Raw genomic sequence first — 17,960 nt, forward strand, 5'->3', positions numbered from 1 at the left:
CTGTCGTTGATGGTGGCGCTGTCCTTGTCCATGCCTCCGGCCGAAGCGATCTCAGGCTGCCGTGGCGAGGTGCAAGGCCAGGACGGCCTTGACGATGTCGGTGATGCGGGTGGTGCCGCAACGGAGTTTGCGCAGGAGCCGCCAGCTCTTCAGGGTGGCGTTGGCCTGCTCTCCGACGGCTCGGATCTTGGCGTGGGAGGAGTTCACCGCCCGCTTCCCGGCTGGGAGCGTGCTCCAGCAGCCCCGGTAAGGCACCCGGATCGTCCCCTGAGCTCCCTGATATCCCTTGTCGGCCCACGGCCGGATGCCGGCTTGGGTGAGAGCTTCGATGATGCCGTGGGTGCATGCGGCCTTGATGTCGTGGACGACACCTGGCAGGGCAGGTGAGGCCCAGAGCAGGCGTCCGAACGCGTCGGCGATTACCTGGACGTTCATGCCGTGGCGCTTGTGCTTGCCAGAGCAGTAGGGGCGGTCGGCGGCAATGCGGTCGATGTGCAGCAGGGTGCCGTCCAGGATCACGAATGCCTTGTTGGCGGCGACGGTCATGGCCTGCTGGAGGGTGGGGGCAAGGGCGGCCAGGACCTCAACCGCCTCGACGATGTACCGGTAGACGGTGGCCAGCCCGATCCCGAAGCCGGCCGCGAGCTGAGCGTACGTGTGCCCGCAGCGCAGATGGGCCAGCGCGAGCAGAGCCTGTCGGTCCGCGCTCAGGCGGCGCCAGCGCGTGCCGCGCTCACGCCGCCGGGCTCTCAGCAGGTCGGACAGGTAGCGCAGGGTCGAGGTGGACAGATCGATCCCCGATGGGTGGACAAGCATGTGAAGCTCCGGGCGGACAGGTTGATCTTGGTAGACAACCCATCTAGCAGGAGCTTCACCTTTTCCTCAACGCCGCCCTCAGCCAACCGACGTGCTACGCAACCAGGTTGGAGAAGCCTCACAGACTAGGAGAACTGCTTCACGCTTAGGTCACCGTTCAACTTCCCAGTCCCCGACCCCGCACAGCACCTCCTGCCCTGGACCTCTGCGCATCCAACTTCGAGCTAGCGGGAGAAAACATCCGCTCAATAGCGGTGACATCGGCATATCTGTCGGCGGACACGGCCACGCCGGTAACGATGGCCACGCTGATACACGCGATCCAGAGGGAGTACCAAAAAACAGGGCCGCCTGATCGCTGGCGCCAGAATTCGGGCCATATCTGGGGCTGATCCAGAGGTGAACACTAGCCGGAACGCGTGGCTGACAGCGGGGCGGTATCCTCGTTTCCGTCTGGCAGATAGATCAGCTCGGCAGACTCGTTGGGTGGCGAACTAGTGCGGGAGAAGCGCAAGACCAAGTACGTCAGAGGTTCTCGGTTCCAGGTTTCAGACCATCGCGGACACGGGCGGCTTGATCGCGCACTTCACTTACGATGTCCTGTTTGCTAATTTCGTCTAAGATCGGAATGAATCTTTCCCAGCCGGTAATCGAGACAGCTACCAGCGAAACCCTCCGAATCAGCGGATCAGGATCGCCAAGCCCCCAGCGCAACAGAGCGAATGCCCGAGGATCGTACTTCGAACCTGCGACAACTGCGGTTCGATAGAGGGTGTCAATCAGGACATCAGGGTCTCGGTCCGCAATTGCTCTAGCCTGCAAGTCCGGGATTCCATCCATCGGAAGCTCTGACCGGATATTCTCGGCCAGAGAATCGGCATTGCCTCCACGCACGACGATGTAGCTGACATCGAGCAGTTCGTCGTTGACCCAGTGCACTGACGTCTCAGCATCGCCTGTCAGCCAAATCTCCTCGGCTGAGGCCTGGTTGGCCTCTGCGATGTGAGCGGCATGCTTGGTAAGCCCCAACGAAATGAACGTTGCCGCCGCCGATTCAATATCTACAAGCGGCGCAGGAACGAGTCGAACGGTGGAAATGCTCACAAAGTCCCCCCGGGTAGGACATAGGCCGCAATACGCGACTTCAAGTGACTTTCCATCCTTGATTCCACGAAGATCCTGCATTCGTGTTCACTCTCAAACAACGGATTGTCACCGGTCATGAGGGTCTTTACCCATCGGATGGTGGTATCCATCTCGTTCCGGAGCATCCGCTGAACCTTTGCCTGAAGCGCCGCCGATCGCTCAGCCTCCGGCACTAGCGATGCCCTCACCGTTTCATTGATTCCCCTTGGCGCCATTGGGTTATATTTTACGACCACATCCCCCCATGTCGTATTTGGTAGGTGCGCCGATTCCCACGTCATCGCGCTAGTGGCCAACGCGATCGGATTGCGGCCTCCCTCCACAGCAAACATCAGTCGGACTATGGAGGCAAGTTGCGCCACCGCTTTAGGATCGTTCGAGATGGCCTGGTTCGATGGTCGCAACCCTTGAGCTACTTCCGCGATCGCCTGTTGGAGCTCTGGGGTTGTGTATCCTTTTTCCGATAATCCGTCCAGAATATTAATGACGAACGGATCGTAGTGCCCTCCCCGACCAAGCCCGAAGGTCTTTATGTGCCCAGGCATTGACGAATAGGTTTGATTTTCCTTCACTTCAATTCCTGGGACAATCTCAATATTGTCAGCAGCTTTCGGATCGCGGCGCAGGTTCTCGTCATAGATGGCCAGGGCCTCGGCGGCCTGGGACCGTCCGGGGCGCGATGAGAGAGGGACGTCCTTAACCTTGGGATTCTTTCCAGTGGCAGCGGCCCTCGCCGCCGCCTCCTCTTCTCGTCGCTCCCGCGTCTCAATCCGGTCATCTTCACGCTGCTGCTTGGCTTTCATTCGATCCTGTTGGATCTTCTTCGCATCCTCTTTAATGTCTGGCCGAGTTATCAGATCGGATCCGATCTTAGATAGCATTGCATGTAGATCTGGCCCGAGTTTGCTCACGACCTTTTCGGCCACCTTTCCTTCCGGGTTCACCTTGGCAATGACGTCGACATTGCCTTCATTACGTTTAACGATAAGACTGGAGAGGCGATACATTCCTCGCCAGGTAAGGAGCTGTACACGAAGGCGCGACTCAGATACATTTCGCCCAATGAGGGCATAAACCTTGGGCCGCAGAACGCTTATGGCTCGATCGAGGCGTTGCTGCTTTTTTTGTTGACTCCGCGCGGATGGGTCCCTCTCGGGAGTGCTCTTATCTTTCTTGCTCCTGAGCCTGGCCCAGAGGGCCTTGCCCTTCTTGGCTATGAAGTCGACAATCTTGTCGATAGCGCGGGTCACCGGGCGCGACACCGACTGGAACACCGACTTGACCTTGTTCGCCAGGCCGCCGATGCCCAGTAGCGCCGCCAGGAAGCCGATCAGGAGTGGGACGCTCGCGGCCAGGGCCGCTTCGACCAGTTTGGGGACGCCCGCCTGGCCGCCGTTTGCGATTTGGATGACCGCGTCCAGCACCGCGTTCACGAAATCGACGATCTGGGCGCCCTGCGTCACGATGAACGTGACGATGTCGATGATCCCCTTGACCGCCCTGATGAAGGCCGACGCCGGGTTCAGCAGGGAGAGGATCCAGGTGATGCCGGCGATGAGGACCGTGGGGATCAGGTAGCTCGTGAGCTTCTGGAGGATCGTGGTCTTCAGGTCGCCCGTCTCCGCCTGGATCTCCTTCGCCGCGCCCGCCGGGCCCTCGCGGGCCAGGTTCTGGGCCACCGGGACCGACGTCTCGACCGCGGACATCGCCTCGTCAGGGACGCCCTTGCGGGTCACGCGTGCGCGGATGTTGTCCCAGGTCAGGCCCAGCAGGGAGCCGATCAGCTGGATGATGCCCTTGAGGTCGAACCTCGCCGGGAGTTCGAGGCCCGCCTTGACCGCCGTGCCCAGCAGCCAGGACACGACACCCGTCTTGAGGTGGTCCGCGATGTTCGTGATGAAGAGGTTCAGGCCCGCGCCGACCGCCGTGACCAGGTTACGGAGGAAGCCGATCGGGTCCTTGATGATCTTCATGATCGCGGAGGCGGCCTTCGCGAGGATCCCCAGGAGCAGGTTCTTCAGCTCATTGATCGTCTTGATCGCGCCGACGATCGCGTCCTTCGCCTTGTCGATCAGGCCCCGGTTCGCCTCCTGGAGCTTCTTGATCTCCTCGTCGATCTTGTTCAGCGCCGCCGTGTACTTGGTCGCCAGGTCCTGGACCAGCTGCTCCGACTTCTCGTCGACCGTCGCTTCCAGGTCGTCGAACTTGCCCGCGAAGTCCTTCGCCGCCTCCTCGCCGAACGCCTTCAGATCGGCGGGCAGTTTGTCGACCTCCGCCTTCAACTCGGCCCGGCCCTTGGCGATACGGGCCTTCGCCCGGCCCAGCTCGGCGCCGATGATGTCGGCCACCGACGAGATGACGGTCTGCATCTTCGAGACGTAGAGCTTGCGGGCCTCCTGGTAGAGGTCGTTCGCCTCCTTGGGCAGCCCCGCGAACTTGTCCTTCACCCAGCGGCCCTTGCCCATCAGGCCGGAGTAGCGCTTGTCCTTGTACTTCTTCATCCGGCGCTTGTGGTCCGCCGTGAACGCGTCCCGCGCCGCCTTCTCCCCCGACGTGAACGCCGTGTCGACCTTCTTGTCCAGGCCGGACAGCGTCTCCTCGACATCCTTCTTCGTGCCGTCGTAGACCTTCTGGAGTTTCGCCGTGACCTCGGCGCGCTTCTTCTCGTCCTTCGTCTTCGTGTCGCCCTTGCCGCCGTCCACCTGCTTCCCGGCCGCGTCACGCTTCGCGGTCAGCGCCGTCATCGCCTGGGCACCGGACGCCGCAGCCCCCGCCTTCGCGGCGGCCAACTGCTGGTCCTCCGCCGCCTTCCCCTTCGCCGGAGCCTTCGCCGCATCGGCCTCCGACGTCTTCTTCGCCGCCAGCGCCTCGTTGAACTCCGGCTCGTTGCCCTTCGCCAGCTGCTCCTCGGTGACCTCCGCGTCCTCCATCGCCTGGTCGTTCTGCGCCGGACCCTCCGAGAAGTCCGTCACCGCCGCGGGCTGCTTCTCCGGGATCGCGTCCGCCGCCGAGGGGGCGCCCGGGTTGGCCGGGGGCTGGTCCGGGGTGAGGGGGGTGACCTCTTTGTCCTTGGCCGCGGAGGTGTCCGGCGGGGCCGCCGTCGCGGTGTCGATGTCCTTGGCCGAGGACTCCTTGCCGTCCGTGACCTTCCCGTCGACCTCCGCCTTGACCTGGTCCGCCTTGCCCGACTTGGAGAACTTGTCCGCCTCGTCGAGGTTCTTCGGCGCCTGCGCGTCGATCGCCTTGTTCACCGCGTCGACGAACGCCTTCTTGTCGAACTCGCCGGGCTTCGCCTCGTTCATCTTCTCGGCGTTCGCGGCCTTGCCCTGGGCTTCCTTGTCGTCCGGCGGCGCCACCGCCGCGTCCTGCGACGCCTTCGCCTCACCGGCCGCCGGCGGGTGCGCGGCGACCCGTGCCTTCTTCGCCGCCACATCCGCCTTGACCTTGCGGAAACCGGCCGCCTGCGCGGGGGCCGGTTTGACCGGGGCGGTGTAGCGCTGGGCGACCAGACGGGACACCGCCGCGTTCCCGGCCATCCGCTGCAACCGCTGGATGCCACGGCGGTCAGGCGCGGGGGCGGGGGCCGGCGACCGGGGCGCCGCCTCCGTGCGGTGCGGGACATCGTGGCGCGCGGGCGCGGCTGAAGGCTTCTCCGGGACCGCCTTCATCCGTTCGCCCCCCTTCGGCCTCCGGCCGCCTTCCCGGACGTGACTTGTCAGGGTGTGCGGCCCCCGCCCGTCGCGCGCAGGACGCGCGGACCGGGGTGGGGGCAGACCTCGCCGGCACGGCGGGAGTGGTCGCGTTGCCTCTTCGGGCAGTCGTCCGTGCACGGCAGGGCGGCCGACTATCCGTTCCGGGTGATCGGCGCAGTGGCGAGAATGGCCGGCGTTCCCCGGTCGAGGAGCGCGAGAAGCGCGAGGAGCGCGTCGAAGAGAGGCACTTATGCCGTCGTACCTGTCCCCCGGCGTCTACGTCGAAGAGGTCGAGTCCGGGTCCCGGCCGATCGAAGGGGTGGGCACCTCGATAGCCGCCTTCGTCGGCTTCGCCCAGAAGGGGCCGTTCGACGAGCCGACACTGATCACAAATTGGACCCAGTACGTGACCACCTTCGGCGACTTCGTCGACGGCACGTATCTCGCCTCGTCCGTCTACGGCTTCTTCTCGAACGGCGGCGGCGTCTGCTACGTCGTACGGATCGGCGACGGCACCTCCGTCGGCGACGAGACCGGCGAACTGGCGGCGGGGGCCGAGGTGCAGATCGGGCCCTACGCCGTGAAGCCCCGGCCGGGCGTGACGGGTGAGATCACCGTCGAGGTCACCGCGGCCGAGGGCGACGATCCCCCCTCCGACACCTTCCAGCTCATCGTGCGGCGCGACGGACAGGTCGCGGAGACGTACCCCTCCGTGACGACGAAGCGCAGCAAGGAGAACGTCGCCACCCGCGTCAACGCCAAGTCGGAGCTGATCGAGATACGCGACCCGGGGCGCGGCGCCGCCCCCGCCCGGCCCGAGCCACAGACCGTGGCCCTCGCACCCGCCGCGCCCGCGGCCCCCGCCGCCGGCGGTGCCGGTGCGCTCGCACCCGAGGTGTACGTCGGCGACGCCGACCGCCGGACAGGTCTGGGCGGTCTGGAGGCGGTCGAGGAGGTCACGATGATCGCCGCCCCCGACCTGATGAGCGCCTACCAACGCGGGCTGCTGGACCTGGAGTCGGTGATCGCCGTCCAGCAAGGGTTGATATCGCACTGCGAGTTGATGGGCGACCGGGTGGCGATTCTGGACCCGCCGCCGGGTCTTTCCCCGCAGCAGGTGCGGAGTTGGCGTACGGACCGGGCGAACTTCGACTCGAAGTACGCGACGCTCTACTACCCCTGGATCAGCGTCGCGGACCCGGCGTCCGGCCGCGCCACGCTCGTACCGCCGAGCGGGCACATCGCCGGGGTCTGGGCGCGCAACGACGACACGCGCGGGGTGCACAAGGCCCCGGCGAACGAGGTCGTACGGGGCGCGGTCACGCTCCAGACCCAACTCACCAAGGGCGAGCACGATCTGCTCAATCCGATCGGGCTGAACTGCATCCGTTCCTTCCCCGGGCGCGGCATCCGGGTGTGGGGCGCGCGGACCCTCGCGTCGGATCCGGCCTGGCGGTACCTGAATGTGCGGCGGCTCTTCAACTACCTGGAGGAGTCGATCCTCGCCGGTACGCAGTGGGTCGTCTTCGAGCCGAACGACGACGCGCTGTGGGCGCGTGTCCGGCGTACCGTCTCGGCGTTCCTGGTGAACGAATGGCGCAAGGGATCGCTGTTCGGGCTCACACCGGAAGAGGCGTTCTACGTGAAGTGCGACCGGGAGACGAACCCGCCCGAGAGCATCGACGCCGGTCAGGTCGTCTGCGAGATCGGGGTCGCGCCGGTCAAGCCGGCCGAGTTCGTGGTGTTCCGGCTCGCCCAACTGACCGGCGGCAGCGGCGGGATCGACGAATGACCCGCCCGGTCCGTTTCTGAGCACGGCGTGAGGAGCCTGTTGTGCCACTTCCCGATCTCGACAGTTCCGTCGGACATTCCTTCGGCCTCGAATTCGACAGCGTCATCATCAAGCAGATCACCGAGGTCAGCGGTCTAAAGATGGAGCAGGACGTCATCGAGCTGAAGCAGAACACCGCAGACGGCAAGTACGCCATCAAGAAGCTGCCCGGCCGCCCCAAGGCCGGCGAGGTCACCGTGACCCGGGGGCTCACGGAGGACAACAGCTTCGAACAGTGGATCAGGGACTCCCGGTTCGGCCGTATGACGAACGCCCGCCGCAACGGCGCCGTCATCGTCTACGACTACGAGGGCCTGCCGATCAAGCGCTACACGCTCATCAACGCCTGGCCGAAGTCCCTGGAGATCGGGACGCTCAAGGCCGGTGACACCTCGGTCCTGACGGAGAAGCTGGCGATCACGTACGAGAGCATGGAACTCGGCTGATGCGCCGCACCGTTCACTTCCAGGCTCCCGAGCGGGACGCGCACGGGCCGGCGAGCGGGCAGCAGCAGGGGCAGGGGCAGACGCGCCGACCCGAGCCGCTGCGGACCGAGTTCGGCTTCGAACTGCCGCGTGGGTACGTGGACGAGTCGGGCACCGTGCACCGTAACGGCGTGATGAGGCTCGCGACCGCGCGGGACGAACTGGTGCCCCTGCGGGACGACCGGGTGCGGGAGAACTCCGCGTATCTGTCGGTCGTCCTCATCTCCCGGGTCGTGACCAGGATCGGCACCGTCGAGGACATCCACCCGGGCGTCATCGAGGACCTGTTCGCCTCCGACCTGGCGTTCCTCCAGGACTTCTACCGCCGGATCAACGCGGAGGGCCACACCCGCGCCGCCGTCAACTGCCCTTCCTGCCAGGAGGAGTTCACGGTGGATCTCGCCGGTGGCCGCCTGGGGGAATCGTGACGTACGCGGCCGACCTGCTGTACGAGGAAGTCGCGTACCTCGCCTATCACTTCCACTGGCCACTGGACGACCTGCTGGACCTGGAACATCCGGAACGTCTGAGGTTCGTGGCTCAGGTCGCCCGTCTCAACGGGAGCTAGCGGGGGGGCGGGAGATCCATGGGGCTGATGTCCTGGTTGCGCGGCGGTCGTTCGATGGGCGTGGAGAGCCCGGCGGGCGGCGGTGACGCCGTGCCGGAGCGAGGTGATCGGGGAGACCGCGTCGACGTGCGCCGGCTGGTGCCCATGCAGCGAACGGTCCTCGGACAGGACCTCGTGATCAACCCCGCAGGGTTTCAGGGGGCGTTGTCCACCCGGCGGACGACCGCGCTCGGTACGCCGCTCGGGCATCTGGTCAGCCCTGACGCGCCTACCGGAGTGCTGCACGGAATCACCAGTGCCGCGCCGGGCAGTCCGGTGCCGTCGGCTCAGCGGTCCGTCGAGATGCCGTTGCGGACGACGCCGGGAGGCAAGGGCGCACCTGCGGGCTTGGCGATGCCCGCTGCCGTGGCACCTGCAGCTGCGGTGCCTGCCGCTGTATCCGCTTCGGTGTCCGTACCTGAGGCCGTTCCCGTACAGCGCGCGTCCTCCGCGATGACCTCCGCCGGTACGTCGGCGGTCGCCGAGCTGCCGGTACGTCAACTCGTGGGCGAGCAGCCCCTCGTACCCATGTCCACTCCCCCGCAGGAGTCGGCGGAGCCTTCGTCGGGGCCGGAGCCGGAGCCACCGCCCCCGCGCACGCCCGGACTTGGAGCGCCGCTCGCCGGGTTGCCGCCGACGGCTCAGCGGCAGGCTGCGGCCTCCGTGCCGGGGAGCGGCAGGCCGGAGGCCGAGTCGGTCCCGGCCGTACGTCCGCCCGCAGCGCCCGAAGTACCTGTCGCGGCGGAGCCGCCCGAGAACTCTCCCGAAGTGGACGGCGTGCCGCCACCGGTCGCTCCGCTGCTCGGCGACGACCCGTTGATGAGTGCGGCGTCCGACCACAGGGATGGGGGCGACGCTTCTTCGCCAAGTGCGCCTCTTCAGCGGTCCGTTGTCGTCGCGAGGCAGCGACCCCTCCCTACACCCACCGTCCCACTGCTCGGTGACCGGCCGCTGACCCCCCGTACCGCCGTACAGCGTGACGCGCGTGACGGTGGGGAACCTCCACAGCTGGAGCCGCCGCCCGCGCCCGCGGCCGTGCCTGTGCGGTGGACCACCGCGTCCGGTCCGAACGCGTCGGCCGCCGTACCCGTGCAGCGGTCGACCGTCGTCGCACGTGAGTCGGCTCCGCTCCGATCCGTCTCCCCTGCCGTATCCGCCACCGCCGCCCTCCCCGTACAGCGGCAGCCACGTGGAGAACCGCCGACGCCTCGGTCCGTGGCTCGTACCGGCGGTGGCGCCGGGATTCCCACCGCCGGTGCCTTCGCCGTGGCCGCCGGAGTCGCCCAGCGAATGCCCGACGGGAGCGTCGTCTTCGGCTCCTCGTCGGCCTCGCCTGCCTCGTCGGCCGCCGGCACCTCGCGGCCCGTCGTCCAGCGAGACGCCGAACTCAGCGAGGAACCACCACCACCCGAGCCCGCGCCGGACAGCGACCCGGAGCAGGAGCCCGAGCCCGCGTCCGACCCGCAACCCCGCGCCACCACCGCCGGCGCCACCACCGCCCCCGGCCAAGCCGCCGCCCCCGCCGTCACCGACGAACTCGTCCGCGCCCTGTACGCCCCCCTCAGCCGGCTCCTCAAGGCCGACCTCCGGCTGGAACGCGAACGCGCCGGGTTCCTCATCAACACCCGCCACTGAACCGCCCGCCACTGAAGCACCCGCCACCGAGAGGTACGTGTCATGGCCACCGCCCCGGACAGCGATCCCGCCGTCAGCGTCTGCTTCGTCGTGACGATCGACGACATCGAACTCGGATCGTTCAACACCTGTGACGGCCTGGGCTGCGAAGTGGTGCTCGAAACCCGCGAGGAGGGCGGCAACAACGGGCATGTGTGGCAGCTGCCGACCCGACTGAAGTACTCCAACGTCAAGCTGTCCCGGCCGCTCACCCGCGAGACCGAGAAGGTGGCGCGCTGGTTCGCCACCATGACGACCGGGTTCAGCCGCAAGACCGCGCACATCGAGGCGCGCACCGGTGACGGGCGGAAGGTGGCCCAGTGGGGGCTGCTTGAGGTCGTACCCGTCCGCTGGACCGGGCCATCGTTCACACCCGAGTCGCCGAAGGTCGCGATGGAGACGATCGAGATCGCCCATCACGGCTATGTGATGGAGGGCTGAGCGGCATGAGCGGTGCGGGACCCATCGCTTTCAGCGCCGCCGGTACGTCCGGCGTGGCCTCGGCCGCGAAGGGCGGATCGGCCCGGCCCAAGCTGGAGCACGCCTATCTGGAGCTGCGCACGCCCCCCACCGGTGGTGGTCTCACACCGGGCGGTCCGTGCGGGCGGATCGACTTCCAGTTCAACCCGAAGGAGTTGAGCCTCACCAAGGCCGCGTCCTGGAAACGGACTCCGGCCAAGGGCGCGAAGAGCTCGGGCCCGCCCGAGTACCAGGGCTCGCAGCCCAGCAAGCTCACCGTCGAGATGTTCTTCGACGCCAGCGACACCCAGGACACCCGCGTGGTGACGTCGGTGGAACAGCTGTTCGCGTGCTGCGTGCCGACGAGCGAGACGCGGCAGCAGCAGCGGGCGTCGCCCCCATGGGTGGTCTTCCACTGGGGCGGACTCACGGGATTTCCCGGCTACGTCAGCCAAGTGGCCGCGAAATACACGCTGTTCACCACCTCCGGGGTGCCGATCCGGGCGGTCTGCCAGGTCACGATGGAGGAGATCAGCGGGGAGACGCCGGGGCAGAACCCCACCTCCGGCGCGCTGGCCGCCCGCCGCGTGCACCGCGTCGACGCCGGGGACTCGCTGCCGTCGCTGGCCCACCAGGAGTACGGCGACGCCGCCGCCTGGCGCGTGATCGCCGAGGCCAACGGCATCGACGACCCGATGCGCCTCGCCCCCGGCACCCAGCTCCTGCTGCCTGCCCTGGACGAGCTGAACCGGCTCCAGGACGGTACGGGCCGCGACCGGGGCGGATACGACGCCGGCATCGTCGTCCCACCGGCAGTCGGGAGGCGGGGCTGATGTCCCAACAGGGCGTCGCCACCGCGCTGGTGGTCGAGTTCGGCGGCACACCGCTGCCTGCCAAGTTCGCGAACACCCTGGTCGAGGGATATGTGGACGACAGCCGTACGCTGCCCGACCTGTTCCTGCTGCGCTTCCGCGATCCCGACCGGATGCTGCTGGAGCAGACGGGCCTGAAGATCGGCGGCGAGGCCCGGCTGCTGGCCCGCGCGGGCGGGGACTCGGCGCCGAAGCCTCTGCTCGACGGTGTGGTGACCGCTCTGGAAGTGGAGCTGGACGAGACGGGCACGTTCACCGTCGTACGGGGGCTGGACGAGTCGCACCGGCTGTTCCGGGGGCGGCGGGTGGCCAGCTACCAGAACATGACGCTCGCCGACATCTGCGGTCAGGTCGCCCAGCGCGCCGGGCTGAAGCCGGGGACGGTGGACGTCGCCGGGCCCGTACTCGAACACATCGCCCAACCCAACCTGACCGACTGGGAGTTCGTGCGCGGGCTCGCCGAGGAGGCGGGTGCCCAGGCGTACGTACGCGAGGGGGCGCTGCACATCACCCGGCCCGCGGAGGCGAGTTCGGCGCCGGACGGTTCGGCGCGCGCGGACCGCAATCCCCTCGTGCTGGAGCTGGGCGGCAATCTGCTGCGCTGCCGGGCCGGGGTGTCAGCCGCGGAGCAGGTATCAGAGGTGGAGGTGCGCGGCTGGGACGTCCAGGCCAAGGAACCGCTGGTGGGCAAGGCGCCGGCGGGGGCGTCGTCGACGCTGGAGCTGGGGGTGACGGCGGCGGAGGTGTCCGCCCCGTTCGGCGAGGCGCGGTTCGTGGTGACGGACGCGGCGTACGGGACGCAGGCCCAGGTGGACCAGGCGGCCAAGGCCCTGGCGGAGCGGATCGCCGGGTCGTTCGCGGAGCTGGAGGCGGTGATCCGCGGGAATCCGGCGGTCCGGGCGGGCAGCGCGGTGGCGTTGAACGCGGTGGGCGCGCCGTTCGAGGGCCGGTACACCGTCACGTCGTCGCGCCATGTCTTCGACGCCGTACGCGGGTACGAGACGTGGATCACGGTCTCGGGGCAGCAGGAGCGTTCGCTGTTCGGGCTGACCGGCGGCGGTCCGGGATCCGGTGGCGCGGCTGGGGGCGGGCGGTGTGCGGGGCTGGTCAGCGGGACGGTGACGGACACGCAGGATCCGGAGGGGTCGGGGCGGGTGAAGGTCCGCTTCCCGTGGCTGTCGGACGAGTACGCGAGCGACTGGGCGCGTACCGCTCAGTCGGGCGGGACGGGCGGAGGTGAGGCGTTCATCCCGGAGGTCGGGGACGAGGTGCTGGTCGGCTTCGAGCACGGGCATCTGGACAGGCCGTTCGTACTGGCTGGGCTCTACAACGGGAAGGACAGGCCCGGCGGAGGAGGCGGGGGCGCGACTTCGGGTGGCGGCGGTTCCTCGCCGGGCACTCCCGGTGCCTCCGGCGCGTCCGGCGCTCCGAGCGGTGGCGGTGGCGGTGGCGGTGGCGGCGAGTTGGTCGACCCGACCAGCGGCGCCGTGAACCGGCGCGCCTTCGCGTCCCGGAGCGGAAATCAACTGGAGCTGCTGGACGCGGCGAACGGCCCGCAGGGCGTACGGCTCCGCACCGGAGACGGGAAGTTGACGATCGACCTCGACCGCACGAGCACCGCCGTCGTCATCAACAGCGACGGCAGCGTGACGATCGAGGCCAAGGAGCGGGTCTCCATCAAGGCGGCCGGCGGCGTCGCACTGGACGCCGGCCGCGGAGCACTCGAACTCACCGGGGACAGAGTCACGTTGACCTCCCGCGGCGGTGTCGAGGTCAACGGCGGGAACGGCAAGGTCGCTCTCTCCAGCAGCGGTTCGGTGGAGGTGCGCGGCGGCCAGGTCACTGTCGACGGCACGCGGCGCACGGACATCAAGAGCGGCGGCTCGGTTTCCGTCAACGCCCCCATGATCAAGCTCAACTGACATGACGTCAGGAAGCGCGGGCAACAAAGACAACGAACAGGAGTGGACCGCATGTCGGCAGCAGCAGCCGCGGCCGCGAGGGTCGGCGACCCCACCGGGCACCCCGGCACGGTCGGACCGCCCGGCGTGCCGTCCGTGCTGATCGGCGGGCAGCCCGCCGCGACGGTCGGCACCGCGCACAACTGCGCGTCGCCCGCCGCCCACCCGCCGTCGGCGATCGCGCCGCCCGGCAGTTCGAGCGTGCTGATCGGCGGCAGCCCGGCCGCCCGCGCCGGCGATCTGGCGGGGTGCGGCTCACCGGTGGTGTCGGGCTGTGCGACCGTACTGATCGGCGGGTGAGCGAGCCGTATGGGACAGCAATTCATCGGTGCGGGCTGGGCGTTCCCGCCGCGTACGGACGCCACCGGGTCCATCGCCCTGGTGCGTGGCCGGCACGCGCTGGAGGAGTCGATCCGGCTGATCCTGGCGACCTCGCCGGGCGAGCGCCCGATGCGCCCGGAGTTCGGCTGCGCCATCAACGACTACGTGTTCGCCCCCGCCGACGCGGGCACGGCCGGCCAACTCGCGTACGAGGTAAGGCTGGCGCTGGAGCGCTGGGAGCCCCGTATCGATGTCACCGAGGTCGTCGTCCGGTTCGACGAGGCCGACAACGGGGTGCTTTATATCGACATCGGCTACACCGTCCGGGGCGCGAACGACCCCCGCAATCTCGTCTTCCCCTTCTATGTGATCCCGCAGCACGCCGAGGAATCGGCCGACGACGAGGAGGCGGGCGCGTGACGCTGCCCGGTCCGCATCTGGACGACCGCACCTTCCAGGGCCTGGTGGACGAGGCCAAACGCCGGGTGCAGCAGCGCTGCCCGGAGTGGACCGACCACAATGTCTCGGATCCCGGTGTGACGCTGATCGAGGCGTTCGCGTCCATGGTCGACCAGCTCGTCTACCGGGTGAACCGGGTGCCGGAGAAGAACTATCTGGCCTTCCTCGATCTCATCGGCGTACAGCTCCATCCGCCCACGGCCGCGCACACCGACGTGACGTTCCGGCTTTCCGCGCCGCGCCCGGACCCGGTGGTGGTCCGGGCAGGGACGGAGATCGCCACGGTCCGTACGGAGACGGAGGAGGCGGTCGTCTTCACGACCTCCGAACCCCTGTCGATCGTGCCGTGCGCCTACGCCCATCTCGCCACCTGGCCGTCGTCCGGGGAAGCGGCCGACCGGACCGAGGAGCTGGCGCTCGGCCGGGACGTGCCCTGTTTCGGGACCACGCCGACTGTCGGCGACTGCCTGTATGTGGGCCTGTCGGCCGCCGTACCGGCGGGTGTTCTCGTCCTGCGGCTGGACTGCACGGTGGAGGGCGTCGGCGTCGATCCGCGCCGGCCGCCGGTGCTCTGGGAGGCGTGGGACGGCACGGCCTGGACGGTCTGCGAGATCGAGAAGGACGACACCGGCGGCTTCAACCGGTCGGGCGAGCTGATCCTGCATCTGCCGAAGACCCACTCTCCGGCGGCGGTTGTACGGCATACCGGGGGCTGGGTGCGGTGCCGTCTGATCGCCGCGGAGCCGGGCCAGCCGACGTACCTGGCGCCGCCGGTGGTCCGCGGGGTCACCGCGTTCACGATCGGCGCGACCGTCCCGGCCGAGCACGCGGAGACCGTCACCGACGAGGTGCTCGGTCAGGCGGAGGGAGTGCCCGGCCAGGCATTCGGACTGGCCCGACCGCCCGTCGTACCCGGTGAGTTCGTGGTCGAGGTGACCGGCCCCGGGTCGGGTGCGGACGCTGAACGGTGGACCCGTGTGGACGACTTCGCGCACTCGGGGCCCGAGGACCGGCACGTCACCCTGGACGCGAACTCCGGGCGGGTCGAGTTCGGTCCCGCCGTACGTGAACGGGACGGTGGAATCCGCTACTACGGCGCGGTCCCCGCGAAGGGCGCCACCGTCCGGGTGCGGTCCTACCGCACCGGCGGCGGGCTGCGCGGCAACGTCGCCCGCTCCACGCTGCGGGTCCTGCGCGGCGCGATCCCGTACGTGGCCCGGGTCGAGAACCGCCGGCCGGCGCTCGGCGGGGTCGACGGCGAGAGCGTCGGCAGCGCGCGGGTGCGCGGACCGATGACGCTGCGCACGCTGCACCGGGCGGTCGTGCCGCACGACTACGAACTCCTCGCGCGCGAGATCGCGCCGGACGCGGCGCGTGTGCACTGCATCCGGGCCGGTGCGGACGACGGGTCCGACGCGGGCGGGGTGCGGCTGCTCATCGTGCCCGCCGGGCGCGGGGACGAGCAGGGCCGGATCGAGTTCGACGAACTCGTCCCGCCCGCACAGACGCTCGCTCTGATCAAGGACCATCTGGACGCGCGGCGGCCGATCGGCACCCGGCTGGCGGTCGAGCCGCCGTTCTACCAGGGCGTCACCGTCGTCGCGTCGGTCCAGACCGAGCGCGGGGCGGTCGCCGAGAAGGTACGCGAGACGGCGCTGGCCGCCCTGTACGGGTACTTCAACCCGCTCACCGGCGGGCCGGGCGGACAGGGCTGGCCGTTCGGCCGGCCGGTGCAGTCGGGCGAGGCGTTCGCCGTGCTCCAACGGGTGCCCGGGGTGGACCTGGTGGAGGACGTACGGCTCTACCGCGCCGACCCGGTCACCGGGGAACGCACCGACGCGACCACGAAGATCCAGCTGGACCGGCACGCGCTCGTCTTCAGCTACGAACACCAACTCCGGGTGAGATCCGGGTGAGAGGAGCCTGACCCGATGCGTGCCGACGTTCCCGGCCTGCCGACCCCGCACCCCCTGATCGAGCAACTGCCCGCCGTCTACCTGGAACAGGACTTCCTGCGGCGCTTCCTCGCGGCGCTGGACGACGTGCTCGCCCCGGTCCTGCTGACGATCGACAACGTGCCCGCGTATCTGGACCACCGCAGCGCCCCCGACGACTTCCTGGAGTGGCTGGCGGGCTGGGTGGCGGTGGAGCCGCACGAGGACAGCCCCGCCGACCAACGGCGGGCCGAGATACGCGGGGCCGTGGCCAGGCACGCGCGGCGCGGGACGGTCGGTGGACTGGCGGAGGCACTGCGGCTGGAGACCGGAGGCACGGAGCCGGAGATCGTCGAGAGCGGTGGCGCCATCTGGTCGACAACTCCCAACACTCCGCTGCCGGGTGAGGCCGTCCCATGGGTGACGATCCGGGTCAGGGCGGGTGAGGGGCAGCTGTTCGACCGGGTGCGGCTGGAGGAACTGATCGCCACGGAGATCCCGGCGCATGTCGGGTTCACGCTGGAACTGTTGTCGGCGGGTGCGGGAGGTGGTGCGGAGTGATCTGCGAGACGTGCGGCCACCGGAACGCGCCGGGGCGGGAGTTCTGCGCTTCGTGCGAGGCGTTCCTGGCGTGGGAACCGGGGGAACGAACGCCGGCGCCACCGGAACCGTCCGTGCCGGAGCCTCCTGCGCCGGAACCGAACGCGCCGGAACCGTCCGTGCCCGCCGGGGCCACTCCCGTACCTCCGGACTACCCCGCGGCACCGCGACGCCCCGGTGAGAACGCGGACCAGTCCGCCCCGGGGCCGGACGCGGGAGCGCCGACGCCCGACGCCGAGCCGACGCCACCGCCCACCGTCACCGGGCCGCCGATCGTGTGCCCCCACTGCCGTACGGAGAACACCCCGGACCGCACCCTCTGCGTACGCTGCGCCCTCCTCCTGAACCCGGGCCCGCCCCCGGCGATCCGCCCACCTTGGTGGCGACGGATCCTCAACCGCGCCCCCCGGCAGTCCCCCGTCGCCGGCACCCGGCCGGGGCGGGGATGGCGCAGGCCACGGGTCGGGCTGCCGATCGTGCTGATCCTGCTGGCGGTGGGAATCTGGTTCGCGCTCCCGCACATGTCGGGCCTGTTCGGCCTGGCGAAGGAGGAGACGGGGAAGCCCGAATCGGTACCGCCTGCGGAGTGCCGGGCGTCCAGCGCGCAGTCGGGCCATCCGGCGGGCGCGGGTGTGGATGGATTCAACAACCGCTACTGGTCACCGAAGGAGACCGGGGACGGCGTCGGTGAGTTCCTGGAGTGCGACTTCGCCCAGCCGGTGCGGCTGCTGAAGTTGCTGGTGTTCTCGGGTACCTCGGCCCGCAAGGACGAATTCCTCACCCAGGCCCGCCCGGCGCGGGTCACCGTGCAACTGACCGCGCAGGACGGCGAGTTGACCAGCCGAACCCTGCGGCTGAGGGACCAGGCGGGCGAGCAAGCGTTTGACCTGCGGGGCACGGACACGGTACGGGCCAGACTCACGGTCGACTCGGCGTACGGCACGGGGGAGGACCGCCGGGTCGCCCTGGCGGAGGTGGAGTTCTTCGGCCGCCGGCCGTAAGGGGTGGGCGAGGCCCTGGGCCGGGGTGGCCTTGCGACCACCCCGGCAGGCTGGCGTGTCAGCCGACCGGGCTGACAAACATGATGCAGTCGTGCAGCGCCA

At 68.9% G+C, this 17,960-nt stretch carries 16 protein-coding genes; 13 read left to right on the plus strand and 3 right to left on the minus strand.

What is annotated here, in order from left to right; translation table 11 throughout:
• Positions 1–51: 51 nt before the first annotated feature.
• From OIE74_RS03885 to OIE74_RS03895, 3 genes are all read right to left on the minus strand, one after another.
• Positions 52–816, minus strand: a complete 765-nt coding sequence (locus tag OIE74_RS03885) for a transposase family protein (RefSeq protein ID WP_329378418.1) — start codon at positions 814–816, stop codon at positions 52–54.
• 525 nt (positions 817–1,341) lie between these two features.
• Positions 1,342–1,920: a HEAT repeat domain-containing protein gene (locus OIE74_RS03890; RefSeq protein WP_329378420.1), complete on the minus strand. Its 579-nt coding sequence runs from the start codon at positions 1,918–1,920 to the stop codon at positions 1,342–1,344.
• Complete coding sequence (locus OIE74_RS03895) at positions 1,917–5,630, minus strand: phage tail protein (RefSeq protein ID WP_329378422.1); 3,714 nt, start codon at positions 5,628–5,630, stop codon at positions 1,917–1,919. The genes OIE74_RS03890 and OIE74_RS03895 overlap by 4 nt, the downstream gene beginning before the upstream one ends.
• A gap of 274 nt (positions 5,631–5,904) precedes the next feature.
• On the opposite strand from OIE74_RS03895, the gene OIE74_RS03900 reads away from it, so the two are divergent.
• From OIE74_RS03900 to OIE74_RS03960, 13 genes are all read left to right on the plus strand, one after another.
• The gene (locus OIE74_RS03900; RefSeq protein WP_329378424.1) at positions 5,905–7,446 is read left to right on the plus strand and encodes a phage tail sheath family protein; all 1,542 of its coding nucleotides are present in this window, start codon (positions 5,905–5,907) and stop codon (positions 7,444–7,446) included.
• Between the two features lie 41 nt (positions 7,447–7,487).
• Positions 7,488–7,931: a phage tail protein gene (locus OIE74_RS03905; protein WP_329378426.1), complete on the plus strand. Its 444-nt coding sequence runs from the start codon at positions 7,488–7,490 to the stop codon at positions 7,929–7,931.
• A complete protein-coding gene (locus OIE74_RS03910; RefSeq protein WP_329378428.1) occupies positions 7,931–8,398 on the plus strand; it encodes a hypothetical protein in 468 nt (155 codons plus the stop codon). Before OIE74_RS03905 ends, OIE74_RS03910 begins: the two co-directional genes overlap by 1 nt.
• On the plus strand, positions 8,395–8,538 hold the full coding sequence (locus OIE74_RS03915) for a DUF6760 family protein (protein WP_329378430.1): 144 nt from the start codon (positions 8,395–8,397) through the stop codon (positions 8,536–8,538). Before OIE74_RS03910 ends, OIE74_RS03915 begins: the two co-directional genes overlap by 4 nt.
• Before the next feature lie 18 nt (positions 8,539–8,556).
• Positions 8,557–10,212 carry a hypothetical protein gene (locus OIE74_RS03920; protein ID WP_329378432.1) on the plus strand — a complete coding sequence of 552 codons (1,656 nt, stop codon included), beginning with the start codon at positions 8,557–8,559 and terminating at the stop codon, positions 10,210–10,212.
• A 42-nt stretch (positions 10,213–10,254) separates the two neighbouring features.
• Positions 10,255–10,692, plus strand: coding sequence for a phage tail protein (locus OIE74_RS03925; protein ID WP_329378434.1), 438 nt, complete (start codon positions 10,255–10,257; stop codon positions 10,690–10,692).
• A gap of 5 nt (positions 10,693–10,697) precedes the next feature.
• Positions 10,698–11,543 (plus strand): CIS tube protein, encoded by an 846-nt coding sequence (locus tag OIE74_RS03930; RefSeq protein WP_329378436.1) that lies wholly within the window; start codon positions 10,698–10,700, stop codon positions 11,541–11,543.
• Positions 11,543–13,504 (plus strand): VgrG-related protein, encoded by a 1,962-nt coding sequence (locus OIE74_RS03935; RefSeq protein ID WP_329378438.1) that lies wholly within the window; start codon positions 11,543–11,545, stop codon positions 13,502–13,504. Before OIE74_RS03930 ends, OIE74_RS03935 begins: the two co-directional genes overlap by 1 nt.
• Before the next feature lie 51 nt (positions 13,505–13,555).
• Positions 13,556–13,843, plus strand: coding sequence for a PAAR domain-containing protein (locus tag OIE74_RS03940; protein WP_329378440.1), 288 nt, complete (start codon positions 13,556–13,558; stop codon positions 13,841–13,843).
• A gap of 9 nt (positions 13,844–13,852) precedes the next feature.
• Positions 13,853–14,284: a GPW/gp25 family protein gene (locus OIE74_RS03945; protein WP_023537129.1), complete on the plus strand. Its 432-nt coding sequence runs from the start codon at positions 13,853–13,855 to the stop codon at positions 14,282–14,284.
• Positions 14,281–16,239: a putative baseplate assembly protein gene (locus OIE74_RS03950; protein ID WP_329378442.1), complete on the plus strand. Its 1,959-nt coding sequence runs from the start codon at positions 14,281–14,283 to the stop codon at positions 16,237–16,239. Before OIE74_RS03945 ends, OIE74_RS03950 begins: the two co-directional genes overlap by 4 nt.
• A 15-nt stretch (positions 16,240–16,254) precedes the next feature.
• Complete coding sequence (locus OIE74_RS03955) at positions 16,255–16,818, plus strand: phage tail protein (protein ID WP_329378445.1); 564 nt, start codon at positions 16,255–16,257, stop codon at positions 16,816–16,818.
• Positions 16,819–16,931: 113 nt separating this feature from the next.
• The gene (locus OIE74_RS03960) at positions 16,932–17,858 is read left to right on the plus strand and encodes an NADase-type glycan-binding domain-containing protein (protein ID WP_329378447.1); all 927 of its coding nucleotides are present in this window, start codon (positions 16,932–16,934) and stop codon (positions 17,856–17,858) included.
• Positions 17,859–17,960 lie beyond the last annotated feature (102 nt).

It is taken from the genome of Streptomyces sp. NBC_01716 (assembly GCF_036248275.1).
Classification (GTDB): Bacteria; Actinomycetota; Actinomycetes; order Streptomycetales; family Streptomycetaceae; genus Streptomyces.

Excerpts from the sequence above, each read along its gene's own strand:
- OIE74_RS03885 (WP_329378418.1), bottom strand. The coding sequence starts at position 816 with ATGCTTGTCCACCCATCGGGGATCGATCTGTCCACCTCGACCCTGCGC.
- OIE74_RS03895 (WP_329378422.1), bottom strand. The coding sequence starts at position 5,630 with ATGAAGGCGGTCCCGGAGAAGCCTTCAGCCGCGCCCGCGCGCCACGAT.
- OIE74_RS03900 (WP_329378424.1), top strand. The coding sequence starts at position 5,905 with ATGCCGTCGTACCTGTCCCCCGGCGTCTACGTCGAAGAGGTCGAGTCC.
- OIE74_RS03910 (WP_329378428.1), top strand. The coding sequence starts at position 7,931 with ATGCGCCGCACCGTTCACTTCCAGGCTCCCGAGCGGGACGCGCACGGG.
- OIE74_RS03920 (WP_329378432.1), top strand. The coding sequence starts at position 8,557 with ATGGGGCTGATGTCCTGGTTGCGCGGCGGTCGTTCGATGGGCGTGGAG.
- OIE74_RS03925 (WP_329378434.1), top strand. The coding sequence starts at position 10,255 with ATGGCCACCGCCCCGGACAGCGATCCCGCCGTCAGCGTCTGCTTCGTC.
- OIE74_RS03930 (WP_329378436.1), top strand. The coding sequence starts at position 10,698 with ATGAGCGGTGCGGGACCCATCGCTTTCAGCGCCGCCGGTACGTCCGGC.
- OIE74_RS03935 (WP_329378438.1), top strand. The coding sequence starts at position 11,543 with ATGTCCCAACAGGGCGTCGCCACCGCGCTGGTGGTCGAGTTCGGCGGC.
- OIE74_RS03940 (WP_329378440.1), top strand. The coding sequence starts at position 13,556 with ATGTCGGCAGCAGCAGCCGCGGCCGCGAGGGTCGGCGACCCCACCGGG.
- OIE74_RS03945 (WP_023537129.1), top strand. The coding sequence starts at position 13,853 with ATGGGACAGCAATTCATCGGTGCGGGCTGGGCGTTCCCGCCGCGTACG.
- OIE74_RS03955 (WP_329378445.1), top strand. The coding sequence starts at position 16,255 with ATGCGTGCCGACGTTCCCGGCCTGCCGACCCCGCACCCCCTGATCGAG.